The following is a 17036-nucleotide window of genomic DNA, read 5'->3' as shown; positions in this document are numbered from 1 at the left end:
TACGACCGCCACCGTCACGAACCGGAGGCATACCCCTGGACAAGCTTGTTCCCATCGGCCTCGCTCAGTTCGATACCGAACTCACTGAACAGCACATCAACCAACTCGTCCGACTCAACCTCGCGTTCCTCCCACGAACCATCGGGGCGCGCGAAAGACAACCGCGCGCCGACGAGGCTGCGCCGTGCGCCCGGCTCGGTTTGCTGGACCACCGGCCGGGAGACGAAGGGAGAGCGCTCGTGCGTGGAGACGTAGTAGTTGCGGACCTCGTAATCGACCGGGTACCGCTCCTCCGAGGTGAAGGTGTACAGGTCAAACCAGCCATCTGGGTGCAGCGACCGCAGCACCCAGACCGGGCCGGCCTCGCGCGCGAGCCCGAACGTCCAGTCACCCTGGCTGCGCTGGACACCATCGCTAAACGGCAGCGGTTCCAAAAGCCCCTCACCGCCGAAGCCCACGTCCGCGATCCACTCCGCATCGCCCAGCGAGATCCGCAGCAGCATATGAGTGTCGGCCAGCAGCTTGTCCGAGCCCATCCGCACCCGCGCTCCGAGCCCCGTAAAAGAAAAGCCGAGCCGCTCCAGCACGGCCGCGAACAGCAGGTTCTGCTCATAGCAGTAGCCCCCGCGCCGCTGACGCACCATCTTGGCTTGCAGGGCTTCTACGTCCAAAAGGACCGGCCGCCCCAGCAGAACCTGCAAGTTCTCGAACGGAAACGCCGCCACATGCGCCCGGTGCAAAGTGCGCAACGTCTCCAGATCGGCGGCGAACCCGCCCGCGGCACTCCCCTGGGCAGCCCCAAGGCCCCCCGCCCCGGCCAACGACGCCGGGCCCGACGCTCCGCCAGTCTCCTCAGGTCCCGCCGCTCCGGCGACACCGATGCGCGCCAGGTACGCGTCCAAGTCCAGTCGGTCACCGCCCCACAGGAACTCGCTCACAGCCTCTCCCACCCTTACCCGCACTCCGCGTCCATCGCGTGTTCTGCTTGTTCTATATGTTCTATATGTTCTATATGTTCTGTGCGCCTTACATGTTCCCCGCGCCTGCCCATCCGGCCAAAGCCGGACCCGTACGAGTTCAGCATCGGCAACCGCAACGACTGCAAAGCATGGCAAGAATGCGGAGCCAAGGCCGCCGTCGGCAACACCATGACGATCGCTGACAGCAGCTACCCGGGCACCGGCCTTGCCATGTCCCACAGGCGCGGCAGAGGCGAGAAGCTGCCCAGCTGGAAGCAGGTGCACAACAAGTCCCACAAGCAGGTCCGCGCCCGCGTCGAGCACGTCTTCACCCGCATGAAGACCTGGAAGCTCCTCCACGACTGCCGCCACAAAGGCGACGGCGGCCACCACGCCATGCTCGGCATCCCACGACTGCGCAGTCTCGCCCTCGCCGGATAGACGAACGGGCGGATCGGCAACCGACCGCAGGCTCAGGCTGTGCGGGCTCCGAGGCGGGGGGTGTGAGGGGCGCGAGGACGGGCTACAAGGGCCAGGGGAAGGCTCGCCCGCACCGGTGCGAAGGTCAGTTACGGACAATCCTTGGCTGCGGTGTCGCCCGGACTGGGCACGGGGAACGCGCCGGTGGTCACGCTGCTGGTGCAGTTCGGGGTGGTGGCAGTGACGGGCCTGCTGAATCTGCGGCTGCCCCGGGTGGTCGGCTGAGATGTGGGTGGTCAGCCGAGGAGCCGAGCGGGACCGGCCGCGCCCGGTACGGCGGCTGGGCCCCGGATACGGCGGCAGGGCCCTGAACCGCGCGTCGCAGTCCAGGGCCCTGCCCCGTGCGGTGCCGTCCCGCGGCGGCGTCAGCTCTGTGCGGTGTCGTCGCCCGTCTGCCCGTCGCCCTCAGCTGCGCCCGCCTTCTCACGCATCTTGCGCACCAGCTCCGCCTTCTGATCGGCTGCACCCTGGCGATCGAGGTTGCGGTACGGACCGTTGTTCTGCCGTTCGGCGCGGGACAGCCTCTTGCGCTGGCCGCCACCCATACCCACGGGGTTGTTGACGTTCTTGCTCACGGTCACGGGCTCTCCCGGTAATGATGTGAAGTGATCTACGGATTCATCGGTGGGGGACGGGCGGCGACGTCGCAGGACGTCAGCGGGGGCCCATCACACTCTCACTCGTAAATCGGCGTCTGGAAGAACATGACAAAGACGTTACCCGCTTCCGTCGGCCCTGCACACCAACCTTTTCGCTGCCCGGGCGTCGGCCGGGCCTTCGGCGAGCGCCCGGGCCAGCCGTTTCCTTCCGGGAATCTCAGCATCGCCAGTACCGACCGGTGGTCGCCGCGCGTCCGGGGCAGGTCACAGATGGGCGCTGCTGGGCCGCCGCGGGCGTTGTCAGGGGTCGCGAGCACACTGTCGGTATGAGAGATCATCTCACTTGCGTCCCGCCGTTACGGGACAACCTTTGAGTGGGGTGAGGCAGAGCCGGGCAGCACGGTGGGCGATGGAACTGGTCGGACCTGCTGACGGTGGGGGTGGTCCAGTAGTCGCATGCGCCTGCTTGTGGACGTGTTCGTCAATGTGTGGCAGGTCGTCGGCAAGGGCGTATCGAAGCCGTTGGACCAGTGGCGGGGGTGCGTGGTCCTGGGTCAGTGACCCGCCGGCGCACAGCCATTCCCCGACCAGGCGTCGGGATATCCGATGGGTCAGGACGTCTATGACGACCTTTCGCGCGGCGTCGGTGCTGGCACCGGAACTTCGCGGTCGCGTGCTCGACAAGACGGTGCCCTGAATCGTCGGCGCAGTTGTCACAGCGGGAGGCCAATGCTGGCATCCTGTGGAGTCCAGCTGAGCAGGATCAGCGCTCAGGGCCTTGGACCGGTGATTACGAGGCCCGCAAATCTGGCAGGCCGACTGCGCCAGCCCTCTCGATTCACCCGGCGGGGGCGTTCGCAGCGCGCGCACACAGGAATGCGGTCGATGATGCCGGCCGCGTGCAGTGCAACACCCAGCCGATATGCGACCTTCCCGGTCATGGCGGCGACATTCGCCCGCTCCGTCCCCGCGGGGCTCTGTAGCCGATTGCCGAAGCACGCACGACCGCTCTGGGTCATTCCGGCAGCTTCAATAGCGGCGGCGACAGCATCCAGCGTCGTACCGGAAAGGCGACCGTCAACAGCGTCGGCCATCTAGGCCACGGTCTTGGCGGCCGTCAAAAGAACTCGCCGGCGCAAACGACTGTCGCACTACGCAGCCGCTGCCGGGCTACGCAATCGAGGTTGTGATCGGCTGCGACCTGACCGAGGTCGAGCCATAGATCGGACGGCGTGCGATCGAGGATTCGGCACAGCGCGAACGGCATCTCGACGGTGAGTCGTGCCGGCGCTTGCGTCACCAGCTCGTGAACGCGGCTGTGTCCGATCTGGACCCCTTGGGTCATCAGTCGTTCCTGGACCTGCTCGGCGAACCGGATATGGGCATTGGCCATCAGCACCGGCAACCGCCACCACACCGCCTGCCCCCAGGCATCGTCCGCACCAGCGGTGATCGTGCGTGGCTGCTTACGGCCGGACACGCCACAGCGCTCGGTGGGCCACAGCCAAGGTCCTTCGGGGAAGACTGGCCGGACGTTCTCCAGGATAGACACGAAGCGCCGGAGCTTGCCGACTGAGTGCCGATCCCCGGCGACTGTCAGAAGCACGGTGCCGTAGCCCCGCAGCAGGTCGGCGAAAAACGCCGCCCGCTTCCCCTGTTGAGGGCTTCCCTGCACAAGACGAAGGCAACAATTCGCCACAAGATTCTCTTCCGGTTTAACCGGTGAAGTTCCGGCTTAACCGGAGACAAACATGTTGGGGAGCCCGCGCCAACGGCGAGGAGGTCCGACCAAAAGGCCGGACCTCCTCACAAAGCCAGCATCACCAAGTCCTCAGCAAATGCGCCGAGTTACGGGTAGACCGGATGGCTTCGGTGGGTTAGCTGCACCCGCTCGTCGAGCCGCACCCCTCGCACAGGTAGCAGCTACCCGCGCGACGCATCTTGGTGCCACAGGAAAAGCACAGCGGGGCGTCCGCGTTAAGGCCAAGCTGCATTTCCACCAGCTCGGTGGAGTTGTGCGCCTGCTTCGGCGCCGGCACGGCCACCTTCTCCGGCTTGCGATCGATGTGCTGAGGGGCCGCGAACTGGCGCGGAGCCGACTGGGCCAACCCCTCAACATCCATGTCATCGTCACTGGACTCGTACGAACCGGTGTCCAGATGCCGCTGGCGCTCCTCCACCGAGTGAATGCCAAGCGCCGAGCGCGTCTCAAAGGGAAGGAAATCCAGGGCCAAGCGGCGGAAGATGTAGTCCACGATCGACTGCGCCATCCGCACATCCGGATCGTCCGTCATACCCGCAGGCTCGAAGCGCATATTGGTGAACTTCGAGACGTAGGTCTCCAGCGGCACGCCGTACTGGAGGCCGACCGAGACAGCGATCGAGAAGGCGTCCATCATGCCCGCGAGGGTCGAACCCTGCTTGGACATCTTGAGGAAGACCTCGCCCAGCCCGTCATCCGGGTAGGAGTTGGCGGTCATGTACCCCTCGGCGCCACCCACCGTGAAGGAGGTGGTGATGCCGGGGCGGCCCTTGGGAAGGCGGTTACGGACCGGCCGGTACTCGACGATCTTCTCCGGCTCCGGCTCGACCTTGGCTGCCTCCTTCTTCTTCGCGGAAAGCGGCTGGCCGACCTTGCAGTTGTCGCGGTAGATCGCGAGCGCCTTCAGGCCGAGTTCCCAGCCCTTGAAGTAGACCTCTTCGACCTCTTCGACGGTGGCCGACTCGGGCAAGTTCACGGTCTTGGAGATCGCGCCGGACAGGAACGGCTGCGCCGCCGCCATCATCCGCACATGCCCCATGGCCGAGATGGCCCGTTCGCCCATCGCGCAGTCGAACACCTCGTAGTGCTCAGGCCGCAGCCCCGGGGCGTCGATCACATTGCCGTGCTCGGCGATGTACGCGACGACCGCCTCGACCTGCTCCGGCTGATAGCCGAGCCGCTTCAGCGCCTTGGGGACCGTGTTGTTCACGATCTGCATGGAGCCGCCGCCGACCAGCTTCTTGAACTTCACCAGCGCCAGGTCGGGCTCGACACCCGTGGTGTCGCAGTCCATCATCAGGCCGATGGTGCCGGTCGGGGCGAGCACCGACGCCTGGGCGTTGCGGAAGCCGTGCTTCTCACCAAGCCGGATGACGTCCTGCCACGCCTCGGTAGCCGCCGCCCACACCGGGGAATCCAGGTCGTCCACCCGTGTGGCGACACCGTTGGCGTCCGAGTGCTGCTTCATGACGCGCTTGTGGGCGTCGGAGTTACGGGCGTAGCCCTCATACGGGCCGACGACGGAGGCCAGCTCGGCAGAGCGCCGGTAGGACGTGCCGGTCATCAGCGACGTGATGGCCCCGGCAAGGGCCCGGCCACCGTCGCTGTCGTACGCATGGCCGGTGGCCATCAACAGCGCGCCGAGGTTGGCATAGCCGATGCCAAGCTGCCGGAAGGCACGGGTGGTCTCGCCGATCTTGTGCGTCGGGAAGTCCGCGAAGCAGATGGAGATGTCCATCGCGGTGATGACCAGCTCGACGATCTTGGCGAAGCGCTCCGCATCGAAGGACTGGTTGCCCTGGTCGTCATCGCGCAGGAACTTCATGAGGTTGAGCGAGGCCAGATTGCACGAGGAGTTGTCCAGGTGCATGTACTCGCTGCACGGATTGGACGCGCTAATCCGGCCCGACTCGGGCGAGGTGTGCCAGTGGTTGATGGTGTCGTCGTACTGGATGCCCGGGTCGGCGCAGGCCCAGGCCGCCTCTGCCATCTTCCGGAACAGGCCCTTCGCGTCAACCTCGTCAATGACCTCGCCGGTCATCCGGGCGCGCAGGCCGAACGAGCTGCCCGCCTCAACGGCGCGCATGAACTCGTCGTTGACCCGCACCGAGTTGTTGGCGTTCTGGTACTGGACGGAGGTGATGTCATCGCCGCCCAGGTCCATGTCGAAGCCCGCGTCCCGCAGGGCACGGACCTTCTCCTCTTCCTTCACCTTGGTCTCGATGAAGGCTTCGACGTCCGGGTGGTCCACGTCGAGGACGACCATCTTGGCCGCGCGCCGGGTGGCGCCACCCGACTTGATCGTTCCCGCGGAGGCGTCTGCGCCGCGCATGAAGGAGACGGGGCCCGAGGCATTGCCGCCGGAGGACAGCAGTTCCTTGCTGGAGCGGATGCGCGAGAGGTTCAGGCCGGCGCCGGAACCGCCCTTGAAGATCATCCCCTCTTCCTTGTACCAGTCGAGGATCGACTCCATGGAGTCATCTACGGAAAGGATGAAGCAGGCGCTCACCTGTTGCGGCTGCTTGGTTCCCACGTTGAACCAGACCGGCGAGTTGAACGAGAAGACCTGGTGCAGCAGTGCGTACGTCAGCTCGTGATCAAAAATCTCGGCGTCCGCCGGGGAGGCGAAGTACCCATGGTCCTCGCCGGCCTTACGGTACGTGCCGACCACACGGTCGATGAGCTGCTTCAGGCTCGACTCGCGGCCAGGCGCGCCAACCGCGCCCCGAAAATACTTGCTCGTCACGATGTTGACCGCGTTCACCGACCAGGAGTCGGGGAACTCGACGCCACGCTGCTCGAAATTGATCGAGCCGTCACGCCAGTTGGTCATGACGACGTCTCGGCGCTCCCAGACCACCTCGTCGTAGGGGTGCACTCCGGGGACGGTATGGACGCGCTCGATACGCAGGCCCTTGGTCGCCTTGCTTCCCTTGGAGCGGGAACCTCGTGCCGGACCGCTCGCCGTCTCTGTCATTCCGCCTCCCTGATACGGGCAAAAACGCCCAATTGCGCCACTTTGTTCCATGGCGCAGTGCCTGTCTTTGGCCGGGAACGCGGAGCGCCCCGGACACATCTATGTGTGGCCGCTAGTCAGCGGCGCGAGCCGCTCCGTCACGCAGTTCCGCGACCGCGACCTCGAAGTCCTCTAGCGATTCAAAAGCCTGGTAGACGCTGGCAAAGCGCAGATAGGCAACGAGGTCCAACTCCCGCAGCGGGCCGAGTATGGCCAACCCGACATCGTGCGTGGACAGCTCGGCGCTGCCGGTGGCGCGAACCGCTTCCTCGACGCGCTGGCCGAGCTGGGCGAGCGCGTCCTCGGTGACCGGTCGCCCCTGGCACGCTTTGCGCACGCCAGAGATGACCTTGTCGCGACGGAAGGGTTCGGTGACCCCACTCCGCTTGATCACCATGAGTGACGCCGTCTCCACGGTGGTGAACCGGCGGGAGCAGTCGGGGCACTGCCGACGCCTGCGGATCGAGCAGCCGTCATCGGTGGTGCGACTGTCAACTACGCGACTGTCGGGATGCCTACAGAAGGGGCAGTGCATGACTCCCTCACCCTCCTCGCCATGAAAAACGACGTACGAATCCCAGCCTTGATGATCCTCGACAGGCCCGCTGGCCAACCTGCCGAAGTAGCCCCAAGCATAGGCGATGACCTGGGCGGATATTCACCCGGGACCACAACCTGTAGGTGGCTGACGTCTATCAAACCACTAGATCTGGTGCCGGGCGCTCAGCGACCGCCGTGGCGTGTCGTGGCGCAGCGGCAGCCACGAGGGTACGGGAAGCCATGCCATGGCGGAGCCACTGGGGCGCAAGTGATGCACTGAGCGGCGCCCACAGCAGCAGCGAGGGCGCCCGAACATCCAGCCCAGCCCCCTCACCACACCTGCCACAGTCCTCGTACGCGCACCATTGCACCGCCACTGGCTACACACCGTAACGATGCGGAAGGCCACGGCGCGACGGTCACCCGGCCCGGCATGGGCCCGCGGGACAGGTACGGCGCGGCGGAGATAGGCGAGGAAGGAGGAAAGGGGACGGCGGAAGGGGGAGGGAGTGCACGCGGGCACGCGGGTAAATGCGCGAAAAGACGCGGGAAATGAGCACACCACTGCGGTGTGCACCACCCCGGCGCACGCCGTCCGCGCCGAGAGCGGTACCGTGAATGGCCCGAATTCATCTCCCGGCTCATACACGACGCCTCGTGATCACGTCAGGTAATCTGCGGATTTTCACTCGAACGTGTGTTTGGCGCAACCTTTCGAAAGCAACTACCGTTGGCTAACTAGGGAGAACATATCGAGAGGGGCCGCCGTGACCACCACCGCAGACAGCGCCATCATCACTGCCCAGGACCGCTCCCGGAACCGACTCGAACCGGCACACGCGATGAATGACGCCACCCCAAGCCCAGAAGGGCAGCGGCCAGCCCGCTCGCTGCCCGGCCGACCTCCAGGTATCCGGGCAGACAGCTCAGGACTGACCGATCGGCAGCGGCGTGTCATCGAGGTGATCCGCGACTCCGTGCAGCGACGGGGCTACCCGCCGTCCATGCGGGAGATCGGGCAGGCAGTAGGCCTCTCCAGCACTTCGTCCGTGGCCCATCAGCTCATGGCGCTTGAGCGCAAGGGGTTTCTCCGCCGAGACCCGCACCGGCCTCGCGCGTACGAGGTCCGTGGCTCCGACCAGCCCAGCAGTGCCCAGCCCGCCGACACGGCAGGGAAGCCCGCAGCCTCGTACGTACCGCTGGTCGGCAGGATCGCCGCCGGTGGTCCGATTCTGGCCGAGGAGTCGGTCGAGGATGTCTTCCCGCTCCCCCGGCAGCTGGTCGGCGACGGTGAGCTGTTCGTCCTCAAGGTGGTCGGCGACTCCATGATCGAGGCCGCCATCTGCGACGGGGACTGGGTCACCGTGCGTCGTCAGCCGGTGGCGGAGAACGGTGACATCGTGGCTGCGATGCTCGACGGCGAGGCAACCGTCAAGCGCTTCAAGCGTGAGGACGGCCATGTGTGGCTGCTCCCGCACAACGCTGCGTACCAGCCGATTCCCGGTGACGAAGCGACCATCCTCGGCAAGGTGGTAGCGGTGCTGCGCCGGGTCTGACCGCCTCCCACGACCGGCCCCGGGACCACTGCGCCGGTTCCGGGGCTGCTCCCCTCACCGACTCTCCCGTGCCTCGCCGAGATGGCTTTCGTTGCGCCGCTGACACGTTTTTCGTGCGGACGGCAGATCGCTGCTAGGGGCGCCCACCGTCAGACTTCGGTGTGCGCCCCGCCGAGGTACACGGCCGTCCCTTCTGACAGTGGCCACCAAGCGCAGGTCATCTCCAGCCGAACCAGCCGAGGGCGCGGCTGTCTGGCTCCGTAACAACCGTCACCGCTCGCAGTGGCCGTCAGGCGCGCTCCCGGGCGTCCCCAGCGAAGGCAGGAAACCGCCGCAACCTCGTCGGCCTTGGCTTACTCCCCGGACTTGGCTGCCGCATCGATGGCGGACAGGGATCGGCGGACTTGCTCGCCATCGGTGGTAAACCAGAAGTTCGGCATCGACGCCCGCAGGAAGCTGCCGTATCTGGCCTTGGCCAGCCGCGGATCGAGCACCGCCACCACGCCCCGGTCCCCCGATGTACGCACCAGGCGACCGGCGCCCTGCGCCATCAACAGGGCGGCATGCGTCGCCGCGATCGCCATGAACCCGTTGCCCCCGGCCTCCTCGACCGCCTTCTGCCGGGCGCTCATCAGCGGGTCATCGGGGCGCGGGAACGGAATCCGGTCCATCACCACCAACTGGCAGCTCGGCCCCGGCACATCGACGCCCTGCCACAGCGACAGCGTGCCGAACAGGCACGTCCGCGGATCGGCGGCGAAGGAACGGATCAGCTCGCCCAGCGTCTCTTCGCCCTGGAGCAGGATGGGCGTGTCAAGGCGCCCACGCAGTTCCTCGGCCGCCGTCTGAGCGGCCCGCATGGACGAGAACAACCCGAGCGTGCGTCCACCAGCGGCCTCAACCAGCTCGGTCAGCTCATCGAGCATGTCCGCCCGGCCGGCCTCGCGCCCGGGCTGAGCCAGATGCTGGGCCACGTACAAAATGCCCTGCTTGCGGTAGTCGAAGGGCGAACCGACGTCAAGCCCCTTCCAGCGCGGCATAGCCGAGTCGTCCCCACCGGATTTTTCCGCCATGCCCTCCGGAGCGAGGCCCAACGATGCGCCCACGCCGTTGAAGTCGCCACCAAGCTTGAGGGTCGCCGAGGTGAGCACCACGGAGCGGTCGGTGAACAACTTCTCGCGCAACAACCCGGAGACGGACATCGGTGCGACCCGTAGCGAGGCGCCGAATCGGTCATGCCGCTCGTACCAGACGACGTCGTACTCGGAGCCCTCCACGATGCGCTCCGCTACCGCGTGCACGCTCTCCACCGAGGCCAGCGCCTGCTTACGGACCGCGTCCTCATCCTGCACCGACTTATCGCGGGTGCTTCCGATGGCCGAGATCACCGTGCGCGACGCGTCACGCAAGGCCATCAGGGCGTAGCCGAGGTCCTCTGGAACCTCTTCGAGGCGGCCCGGGAGCGCCAGCTCCATCAGCCGCTCAAAGCTCTCGGCGGCCGTCTGTAGAGCGTCCGCCGCCTTTTCGTTGACGAGCTTCGCGACCCGCCGTACGGCGCGGTTGACCTGGCCGGGGGTGAGTTCGCCAGTGGCGGCCCCGGTGACGCGAGAGACCAATTCGTGCGCCTCATCGATGATCAGCACTTCGTGGCCGGGCAACACGGGGGCGCCCTCGATGGCGTCGATCGCGAGCAGCGCATGGTTGGTGACGATGACGTCGGAGAGCTTGGCGCGCTCGCGGGCCGCCTCGGCGAAGCACTCCGCGCCGTACGCGCACTTCGATGCGCCCAGGCACTCCCGAGATGACACGGAAACCTGAGACCAGGCACGGTCGGAGACGCCCGGTGTCATGTCGTCCCGGTCGCCGGTCTCGGTCTCGTCCGCCCAGTCCCGTAGCCGCAGCAGGTCCTTGCCCAACTTGCTGGTGGCCTGCCCGGGCTGGGCAGCGGCGGCCTCGAAGGGGTTGAAAAGCCCTTCCTCCTCTTCCTGCGGCACGCCCTCGTGTAGCCGGTGCAGACACAGGTAGTTGGACCTGCCCTTGAGCATGGCGAACTCGGGGCGGCGGCGCAGCAAGGGGTGCAGCGCATCGACCGTACGCGGAAGGTCACGCTCGACGAGCTGGCGCTGTAGGGCGAGCGTCGCGGTGGCGATCACGACTCGCTCGCCGCGCGCGATGGCGGGGACCAGATAGCCGAGGGACTTCCCCGTGCCGGTTCCCGCTTGGACGAGCAGATGTGCGCGCTCGCTCTCCGCCTCACCTCCGCCGTCGCCGTCGTCCTGGTCCAGGAACCGGGATGCGCCGATCGCCTCGGCGACGGCTTGAGCCATGGTGACCTGCCCGGGGCGTTCCGTACCGCCGACGGCGGTCACGGCGGCGTGCAGCAGGTCGGTGAGGGTCGGTGAAGGCGATGAAGTCATAGGAAAGCCAGCCTACGGGGCGCCACTGACAGCGTTGGTCGCGAGCCGTACAGGGATGGGGGGCACGATGCCGCGTCCGGCGGCGCGCAGCAGGCGTGCGGCGCCGTGCGTACGGTGCCTGGCGGGCGGTGCTGGGGGCTGTCTTGGGACGCGGGGCGGACCGCCGGGCGGCGTCGCGACCTTCACCATCCGCGTGGTCAGAGCAGGTGGCGTAGCGACCGGTCTCGGACCATCAAAGCCGCGCGTTTGCCGGGGAGGGTCACCTCGGCACTGAAGCGGAAGCCCGCGCTGAGAAATGCCGCGATGGAGGGGGTGTTACGGAGGTCAGGTTCGGCAATCACTCGACCGCAGTCGGCCCGGTGGTCAAACACCAGGTCGGCGACCGCACGCAGCAGCACCGTACCCACGCCATGGCCCCGGTCAGGCACGCCGCCGATCAGCAAGTGCAGCCCAGTGTCATGGGGGCGGGCCGGGTAGTACCGGGCCACGGGGTCCAGGTCTGCCCGGTACAGCTCCCAATAGCTCATCGGCGTGCCGTCCAAGACACCAAGGCAAGGCAGAGCGCGGCCATCACCGTCCAGCCGCCCTCGCAGATAGCGCTCCGTGATCTGCTCGGGGCCGGCAAGCTCCCAGAAGGCGGCCACAGCGGGGTCGTTCATCCAGCGGCAGACCAATGGAAGGTCACGCTCGATGTGGACAGGGACGAGCCGAAAGGAACCGAAAGGCGTGGTGACGGGGCCCCAACGCCCGACGTCACCGAGCAGGCCCTGTGCCGGCGGCGGGGCGGGAGCAACAGTGGTCGGCGCCTCACCCAGGTGCGCCGTCACCGCCCGAGCACCGAGCGGCACGCCTGGCTGCGCCGCTCGGTGGGGGCCCGCTGCAAACGCGGCATCCCCGGGGTAGGCACGGAACGCGGGAACATCGGTGCAGTCGGGAAGCGGGGGGAGAGAGGGGAGAAGCGGCAACGAAGAGGGGGGGACGTCGCCGTTCACCTCGGGGAGCAGCAGATCGACCGTGTCGTCACAGGCCGGGTCATCGGGGATGACAGTGGTATCACCGGCTCCGTCTCGGGCAGAGGGCGAGGCGCCGGCGGCGGCAGGGGCGCGGTGGGCAGGAGCACTGTCGGGGGCATCGGGGGTGGAACCGGTGGGTCTCATGGCGGTTTCTCGGCTCATGGGTCAGGGGGCGGATGCAACGAGGGGGTTGGCGACGGTGACGTAGACGGACTGGGTGTCCACCGGTCCCGCCAGCTCGTCCAGGCCACGCAGTCTGGTGAGCATGTTGGCTTTGCAGCGCAGGGTGGGTGCGTCAAGCAGCCGGGCGGCCAGTGGGGAACGAGTCGCCGCCGGTTGTCGGGATGCCTCGCCAAGAAAGCGGCGAAAGGCAGCGATCAACAGGCGTTCGTCGCTGAGCCGTTGGGCACCGAACGCCCCGATGAGGCCGAGGACATTGTTGATGCCCAGGTAGTAGGCGAAGCGTTCGTCGGTGACCTCGTCGGAGACGAAGGTGTCGCTGCGTACGCCGATGCCTGGCAGCCGGCGGTCGAGCGCAGCTCTGTGAGACTCGCGGAAGTAGAAGCCCTGGTTATCGCGGTAGCGCCCGCCCGTGGGCCAACCGTACGCATCAAGCAGTACGACCGTGTTCTGCTGGTGCGCCTCCAACGCGACCCCCGCCGCTCCGTCCAGCCACAGGAGCGGTCGCACGACGGTATGCAGGTAGCGCAGGAACCACTCCGCCGAGACGGCGCCCACGGGGCGCCCCGTGCGAGCGGCAAGCCGGCTCACAATGTGGGCGAGCCGGGAGCACATCACCTGCCCCTGTCGCCCAGGCCAGGGCCTGGGCGAGACGAGCCCCGCCAGGCACACCGCGTCATCATCGGCGGCGAACGGGTTGTGCCGGATGACCACATCCAGGCCAGTCACCGGTTCGCCGTCGGGCCCATCGACGGCGAGCCAGGCCGGGTCGCGCACAATGTCGAAGCCTGGTTGCCCTGGGCACGCAGCCCGCCATTCCTTGGCCAGCCCGCTCCGTAGCAGCCGATGTACCTCCACCCCGCGAAGCAGTTCCTTGCGCAGATTCTCGCGACGGGAGTTGGTGATGCGCACTCCGAGAGAGAGCTTGAGCATCGCGGGTCCTGCGGGCCGAAAGACGGTGCGTACCGACGAGGTGGCGTGCCACGGGGCGCCGCTTGAGCCAAGGTCGCGCACCAGTCCCGCTTCGATCAGCGCGGCGACTGCCGTACGGTGCCGAACCTCGCGTGCTTGCCACGGATGCAGCGGCAGTGGCACCGCGCCACTAGGCAGCGGTGGCGCTCCTGCGACCACGGTGATGAGTCGATCGGCGGGTACGGTGCGGCCCCGCTCGGTCCATGCGGAATCGGCGGCGAGCACGGAGGGGTCCACCGCGAACCAGTGCAGCGGGAAGGCACCGCGTAGCTCAGGAGAGTACGTCCCGGCTTCCGCCTCCGAGAGGCCCTCACGACTCTTGGACGTGGGATGCAGCGGGTGGCCAAGCAACAACGCCTGTTCGCCGGCGAGGAAGGCTCCGCCAGTGCCGGAGTCAGTTGGCGCAGCCCGCCGGTCGGCGAGGAATACGGCAGTACGGCGCACGGAATCCGCGACTCGACCGACGAGTTCGGCACCGCTCACCGCAGTTGCCCCGCCGGCTCCCTGCCACCGTTCAACGTCCAGGGACGCTGCGGCCACGCCGCTCTGGTGAGCGACGCTCGCATCACTCACACTGACGCTATTGGCACCGGTGGCACCGCTGGCACCATATGGGTCGCTTCCGCTCCTCGTAGGCATGGCATCGACAGCGGCAACGGCCGCGGTGTAAGCCATACCCGTTGCGGTCAATCCCGCATCTGCGGCCGGGGCTTGGGCGTCGCCACACTGACCGCTTTCCTTCGCGTCGTATGCCCCCTCCAACGCCTCCGCGACACCGTACGCACCACCGCACGCGCCGTCGCCCCCATATGCGCCACGGGGCGCGCCATCACCCCCGTACGCGCTGCCCCGCGCCCCCTCTACTGAGTAGGCAGTGCCGTACTCGTACTCGTCCGCCGCTACCGCTGCGCGACCGCAGTCCGCCTCCCCGCCACCGCCGCCGAGGGGCTCTGCATCACGAGCCGGCTGGTACGTGGCCTCACGGCTGAGCAGGGCGGCCAGGGTGACCGCGTCCACCGTCGGAGCGTCGGCCGGGCCGCCCTCCAAAACCGGGTGACCGAAACGGTGCCAACCCGTCGCGGACCAGTAGCGCACGGGGACGCGAAGGCCGATGCCGCTGGCCGTGAGCGTGAGCCGCAGGATGTCACCACGCGGCGGGGCGGCGTCGTTCTCGCGTACCCAGCACCTCAGCAGGTTCTCGACGGTTGCGGCGTCCGCTGCCGTGCGCGGGTCCGCATGGTCGAGCGGATCGGGCGCCCGGGCCGTACCGCGGCTAGAGGCCGGCCTATCACTGCACCGGGTCTGTTCGGGGACCGTCACTGAGGTGACGGTGCCCGGCAGCGCGTCGGCTCCGGAAGCTGCGTTCATACGGTGTACGGCGCGAGCCTCAGGCGCTGGGCCAAGGCGGGTGCGCCTTCCTCCTTCGTTCGGCTAACCGTGCGGTTGCCTCGCCGTGACGTGGGGGCCGCCGATGTGCTGGTGGTGCCGATGTGCCGGTGGCGCCGTTGGCGGTGCCGATGTGGCGGTGGTGCCGGCATCGCTCGTCGCGCCGGCGTCACTGGCATGCACGGGTTTCCGGTGAAACCCGTGCTTTGTCTAGCGAAGCCTGACCGGCCTTGTCGCTGGCCACGTGACGTCCGTTGCCTGCGGATCGGTGCTAATTCCCGTCGTGGAACGGGGGTCGGGCGTGCCCCGTACGTACCAACGACGCGGCGGGCCACGGATAACGGTCCGGCGGCAGATCCCTGACGCCGCGGAACCGGGGACCCGCGTTCGGCCGTCGTACGCGTCACCGGCATAGTGGGGTGCCGCCCTCCGCCAGGGCGGTGCATGACAAGTAGAGAACGCCTGTAGAGCAGACCGAACATCCAGGGGGAGTTCCGCCCATGCCATCCTTTCGCCCATCCAGCTCTCGCCAGCGCGCCAAGCGGCGGGCACGGCGCGCGCGGAACTCCTCTTCCGCGATAGCCGCGGCGGCGTTGACCGCGGTACTGGCGCTGACCGCCACTGCCTGCGGTCCCTCGGACAACGAAGGTGGCTCCGACCCGAGCGCATCCGCGAATCAGGGTTCGGATGATCTGGCGCTGCCGAGCGACCTCAACAACAAGCTGAAGGACCTCGGGCTCGACCTGGACAAGTGGAAGGACGGGGCCTGGAAGGACTTCGACAAGGAGTGGCTTCGCGAGGCCGGCGACTTCATCAACCCGATCATCGAGGACCTGTGGGACTCGGACCGGATGAAGGATGCCGAGGAGCCCGACCAGCCGGTTGAGGACGACATCGCCGGCGACCAGAACGTGACCGACCCCGAGCCGCAGCCGGTGGACGCACAGCAGGTGAAGACTCCGTACAGCGCAAATGTGCCGGAGGCGGGCAAAGTCTTCTTCGACGGTCCTGACGGCTCAATGGTCTGCTCCGCGACCGTGGTGAAGGACCCGGCAAACCCCGGCAAGTCCAACATGCTCTGGACCGCGGGTCACTGCGTGCACGCGGGCAAGGGCGGCGGCTGGTACCGCAACGTCATGTTCGTGCCCTCATACAACGACAGCGGACTTTCGACGGCCGAGTTGGAGAACGCGTCCAAGGAAGAGATCGCGCCGAAGGGGCTGTGGTGGGCCGAGTGGGCGCAGACCTCCGACCAGTGGATCAAGCAGGGCGCCAAGGTCGGGGGCCAGGGCGCTCCGTATGACTTCGCGGTGCTGAAGGTCAAGCCGGAGGACGGTAGCGACAAGTCGCTTGAGGAAACCATCGGTGGCGCGCTGCCGGTGGAGTTCAACGCCCCGGCCGTGAAGTCGATCGAGGACATGACGGCCACCGGCTACCCCGCAGCCCCGCCGTTCGACGGCCAATCCATGCACCAGTGCACCGACAAGCCGGGACGGCTCTCGCTGGACACGGCGCAGCCGACCATGTACCGCGTCGGCTGCCGCATGACTGCCGGCTCCTCCGGTGGCGGCTGGGTTGCCAAGGGCCAGGACGGGCAACCGGCGCTGGTGTCCAACACCTCGATCGGCCCGGCCAATGGAACTTGGCTGGCCGGCCCGCACCTGGGCGAAGAGGCAAAGGGTGTCTACAACGCGGTGAGCAAGAAGTTCGCCAACCGATGAGCAGGTTGCCGGGCGCGCGCTCCAGCGGCGAGCGCCCGCCCGGTTGACGCGTTCGGTCGGTTGTCGCGTTCGCGTTCGGTCGGCTGCCACGTTCGGTCGGCTGACACGCCTGGTCAACTGGCGGGCTGGCTTGTCGGTCTGGTAGGAGGCGGGCCAGGGCGGTTCTGTCAGCGCACTCGACGCGCCAGTTCGTCCGCCGTCCGGTGAGACGCCTGGCCAATTCGGTGAGTGCGTTGCAAGCCCTCTACAGAGGACGCTCCGCGAGCGTTCGACCGCCTTCGGAACTGAGAACGACATGAGGGTCCGCCCCACCGATGTGGTGGGGCGGACCCTCACGTACGCCGGCCGCCGGTGTGCTGGTCGGGTGCCCGGTGCGGGCCTGAACGGGCGGTACGTCTCAGGGCAGGCGCCGCTTGGAAGAGACGCCCTTTCGGG

11 protein-coding genes and 1 pseudogene are annotated in these 17036 nt (G+C 67.5%); 4 read left to right on the top strand and 8 right to left on the bottom strand.

Annotation, left to right across the window (positions count from 1 at the left end):
* Positions 1–14 precede the first annotated feature (14 nt).
* Complete coding sequence (locus FHS42_RS22145; protein ID WP_312866984.1) at positions 15–938, bottom strand: arylamine N-acetyltransferase family protein; 924 nt, start codon at positions 936–938, stop codon at positions 15–17.
* A gap of 147 nt (positions 939–1085) precedes the next feature.
* Here FHS42_RS22145 and FHS42_RS22140 point away from each other — a divergent pair.
* Positions 1086–1400, top strand: a pseudogene (locus tag FHS42_RS22140) (transposase family protein); the annotation flags it as partial.
* 141 nt (positions 1401–1541) lie between these two features.
* The gene (locus FHS42_RS38280; RefSeq protein ID WP_281392833.1) at positions 1542–1664 is read left to right on the top strand and encodes a hypothetical protein; all 123 of its coding nucleotides are present in this window, start codon (positions 1542–1544) and stop codon (positions 1662–1664) included.
* A gap of 140 nt (positions 1665–1804) precedes the next feature.
* On the opposite strand, the gene FHS42_RS22135 is transcribed toward FHS42_RS38280, so the two are convergent.
* From FHS42_RS22135 to nrdR, 4 genes are all read right to left on the bottom strand, one after another.
* Positions 1805–2020, bottom strand: a complete 216-nt coding sequence (locus tag FHS42_RS22135) for a DUF6243 family protein (protein WP_184574605.1) — start codon at positions 2018–2020, stop codon at positions 1805–1807.
* Positions 2021–3155: 1135 nt separating this feature from the next.
* Positions 3156–3713: a hypothetical protein gene (locus FHS42_RS22130; protein ID WP_184574603.1), complete on the bottom strand. Its 558-nt coding sequence runs from the start codon at positions 3711–3713 to the stop codon at positions 3156–3158.
* Between the two features lie 202 nt (positions 3714–3915).
* Positions 3916–6777, bottom strand: coding sequence for a vitamin B12-dependent ribonucleotide reductase (locus FHS42_RS22125; protein WP_184574601.1), 2862 nt, complete (start codon positions 6775–6777; stop codon positions 3916–3918).
* Between the two features lie 112 nt (positions 6778–6889).
* Positions 6890–7351 (bottom strand): transcriptional regulator NrdR, encoded by a 462-nt coding sequence (nrdR, locus tag FHS42_RS22120; RefSeq protein ID WP_184574599.1) that lies wholly within the window; start codon positions 7349–7351, stop codon positions 6890–6892.
* Between the two features lie 772 nt (positions 7352–8123).
* On the opposite strand from nrdR, the gene lexA reads away from it, so the two are divergent.
* On the top strand, positions 8124–8912 hold the full coding sequence (gene lexA, locus FHS42_RS22115) for a transcriptional repressor LexA (RefSeq protein WP_184574598.1): 789 nt from the start codon (positions 8124–8126) through the stop codon (positions 8910–8912).
* 353 nt (positions 8913–9265) lie between these two features.
* Here lexA and FHS42_RS22110 read toward each other — a convergent pair whose 3' ends face one another.
* The 3 genes from FHS42_RS22110 to FHS42_RS22100 all read right to left on the bottom strand — a co-directional run bounded on the left by FHS42_RS22110 (position 9266) and on the right by FHS42_RS22100 (position 14862).
* Positions 9266–11329, bottom strand: a complete 2064-nt coding sequence (locus FHS42_RS22110; RefSeq protein ID WP_184574596.1) for an ATP-dependent DNA helicase — start codon at positions 11327–11329, stop codon at positions 9266–9268.
* Between the two features lie 197 nt (positions 11330–11526).
* Complete coding sequence (locus tag FHS42_RS22105) at positions 11527–12486, bottom strand: GNAT family N-acetyltransferase (RefSeq protein WP_184574594.1); 960 nt, start codon at positions 12484–12486, stop codon at positions 11527–11529.
* Between the two features lie 21 nt (positions 12487–12507).
* Positions 12508–14862 (bottom strand): IucA/IucC family protein, encoded by a 2355-nt coding sequence (locus FHS42_RS22100; protein ID WP_246495186.1) that lies wholly within the window; start codon positions 14860–14862, stop codon positions 12508–12510.
* 518 nt (positions 14863–15380) lie between these two features.
* Here FHS42_RS22100 and FHS42_RS22090 point away from each other — a divergent pair.
* Positions 15381–16601: a trypsin-like serine peptidase gene (locus tag FHS42_RS22090; RefSeq protein WP_184574592.1), complete on the top strand. Its 1221-nt coding sequence runs from the start codon at positions 15381–15383 to the stop codon at positions 16599–16601.
* The last annotated feature ends 435 nt before the right edge of the window (positions 16602–17036 follow it).

It is taken from the genome of Streptomyces zagrosensis, assembly GCF_014203645.1.
Lineage (GTDB): Bacteria > Actinomycetota > Actinomycetes > Streptomycetales > Streptomycetaceae > Streptomyces > Streptomyces zagrosensis.
The sequence above is the reverse complement of the archived record's forward strand: the minus strand, read 5'-3'. Positions and strand labels throughout refer to the sequence as shown.

Coding starts and splice junctions, on each gene's coding strand:
- FHS42_RS22100 (WP_246495186.1), bottom strand. CDS start 14,862: ATGAACGCAGCTTCCGGAGCCGACGCGCTGCCGGGCACCGTCACCTCA.
- FHS42_RS22110 (WP_184574596.1), bottom strand. CDS start 11,329: ATGACTTCATCGCCTTCACCGACCCTCACCGACCTGCTGCACGCCGCC.
- FHS42_RS22125 (WP_184574601.1), bottom strand. CDS start 6,777: ATGACAGAGACGGCGAGCGGTCCGGCACGAGGTTCCCGCTCCAAGGGA.
- FHS42_RS22090 (WP_184574592.1), top strand. CDS start 15,381: ATGCCATCCTTTCGCCCATCCAGCTCTCGCCAGCGCGCCAAGCGGCGG.
- FHS42_RS22105 (WP_184574594.1), bottom strand. CDS start 12,486: ATGAGACCCACCGGTTCCACCCCCGATGCCCCCGACAGTGCTCCTGCC.
- nrdR (WP_184574599.1), bottom strand. CDS start 7,351: ATGCACTGCCCCTTCTGTAGGCATCCCGACAGTCGCGTAGTTGACAGT.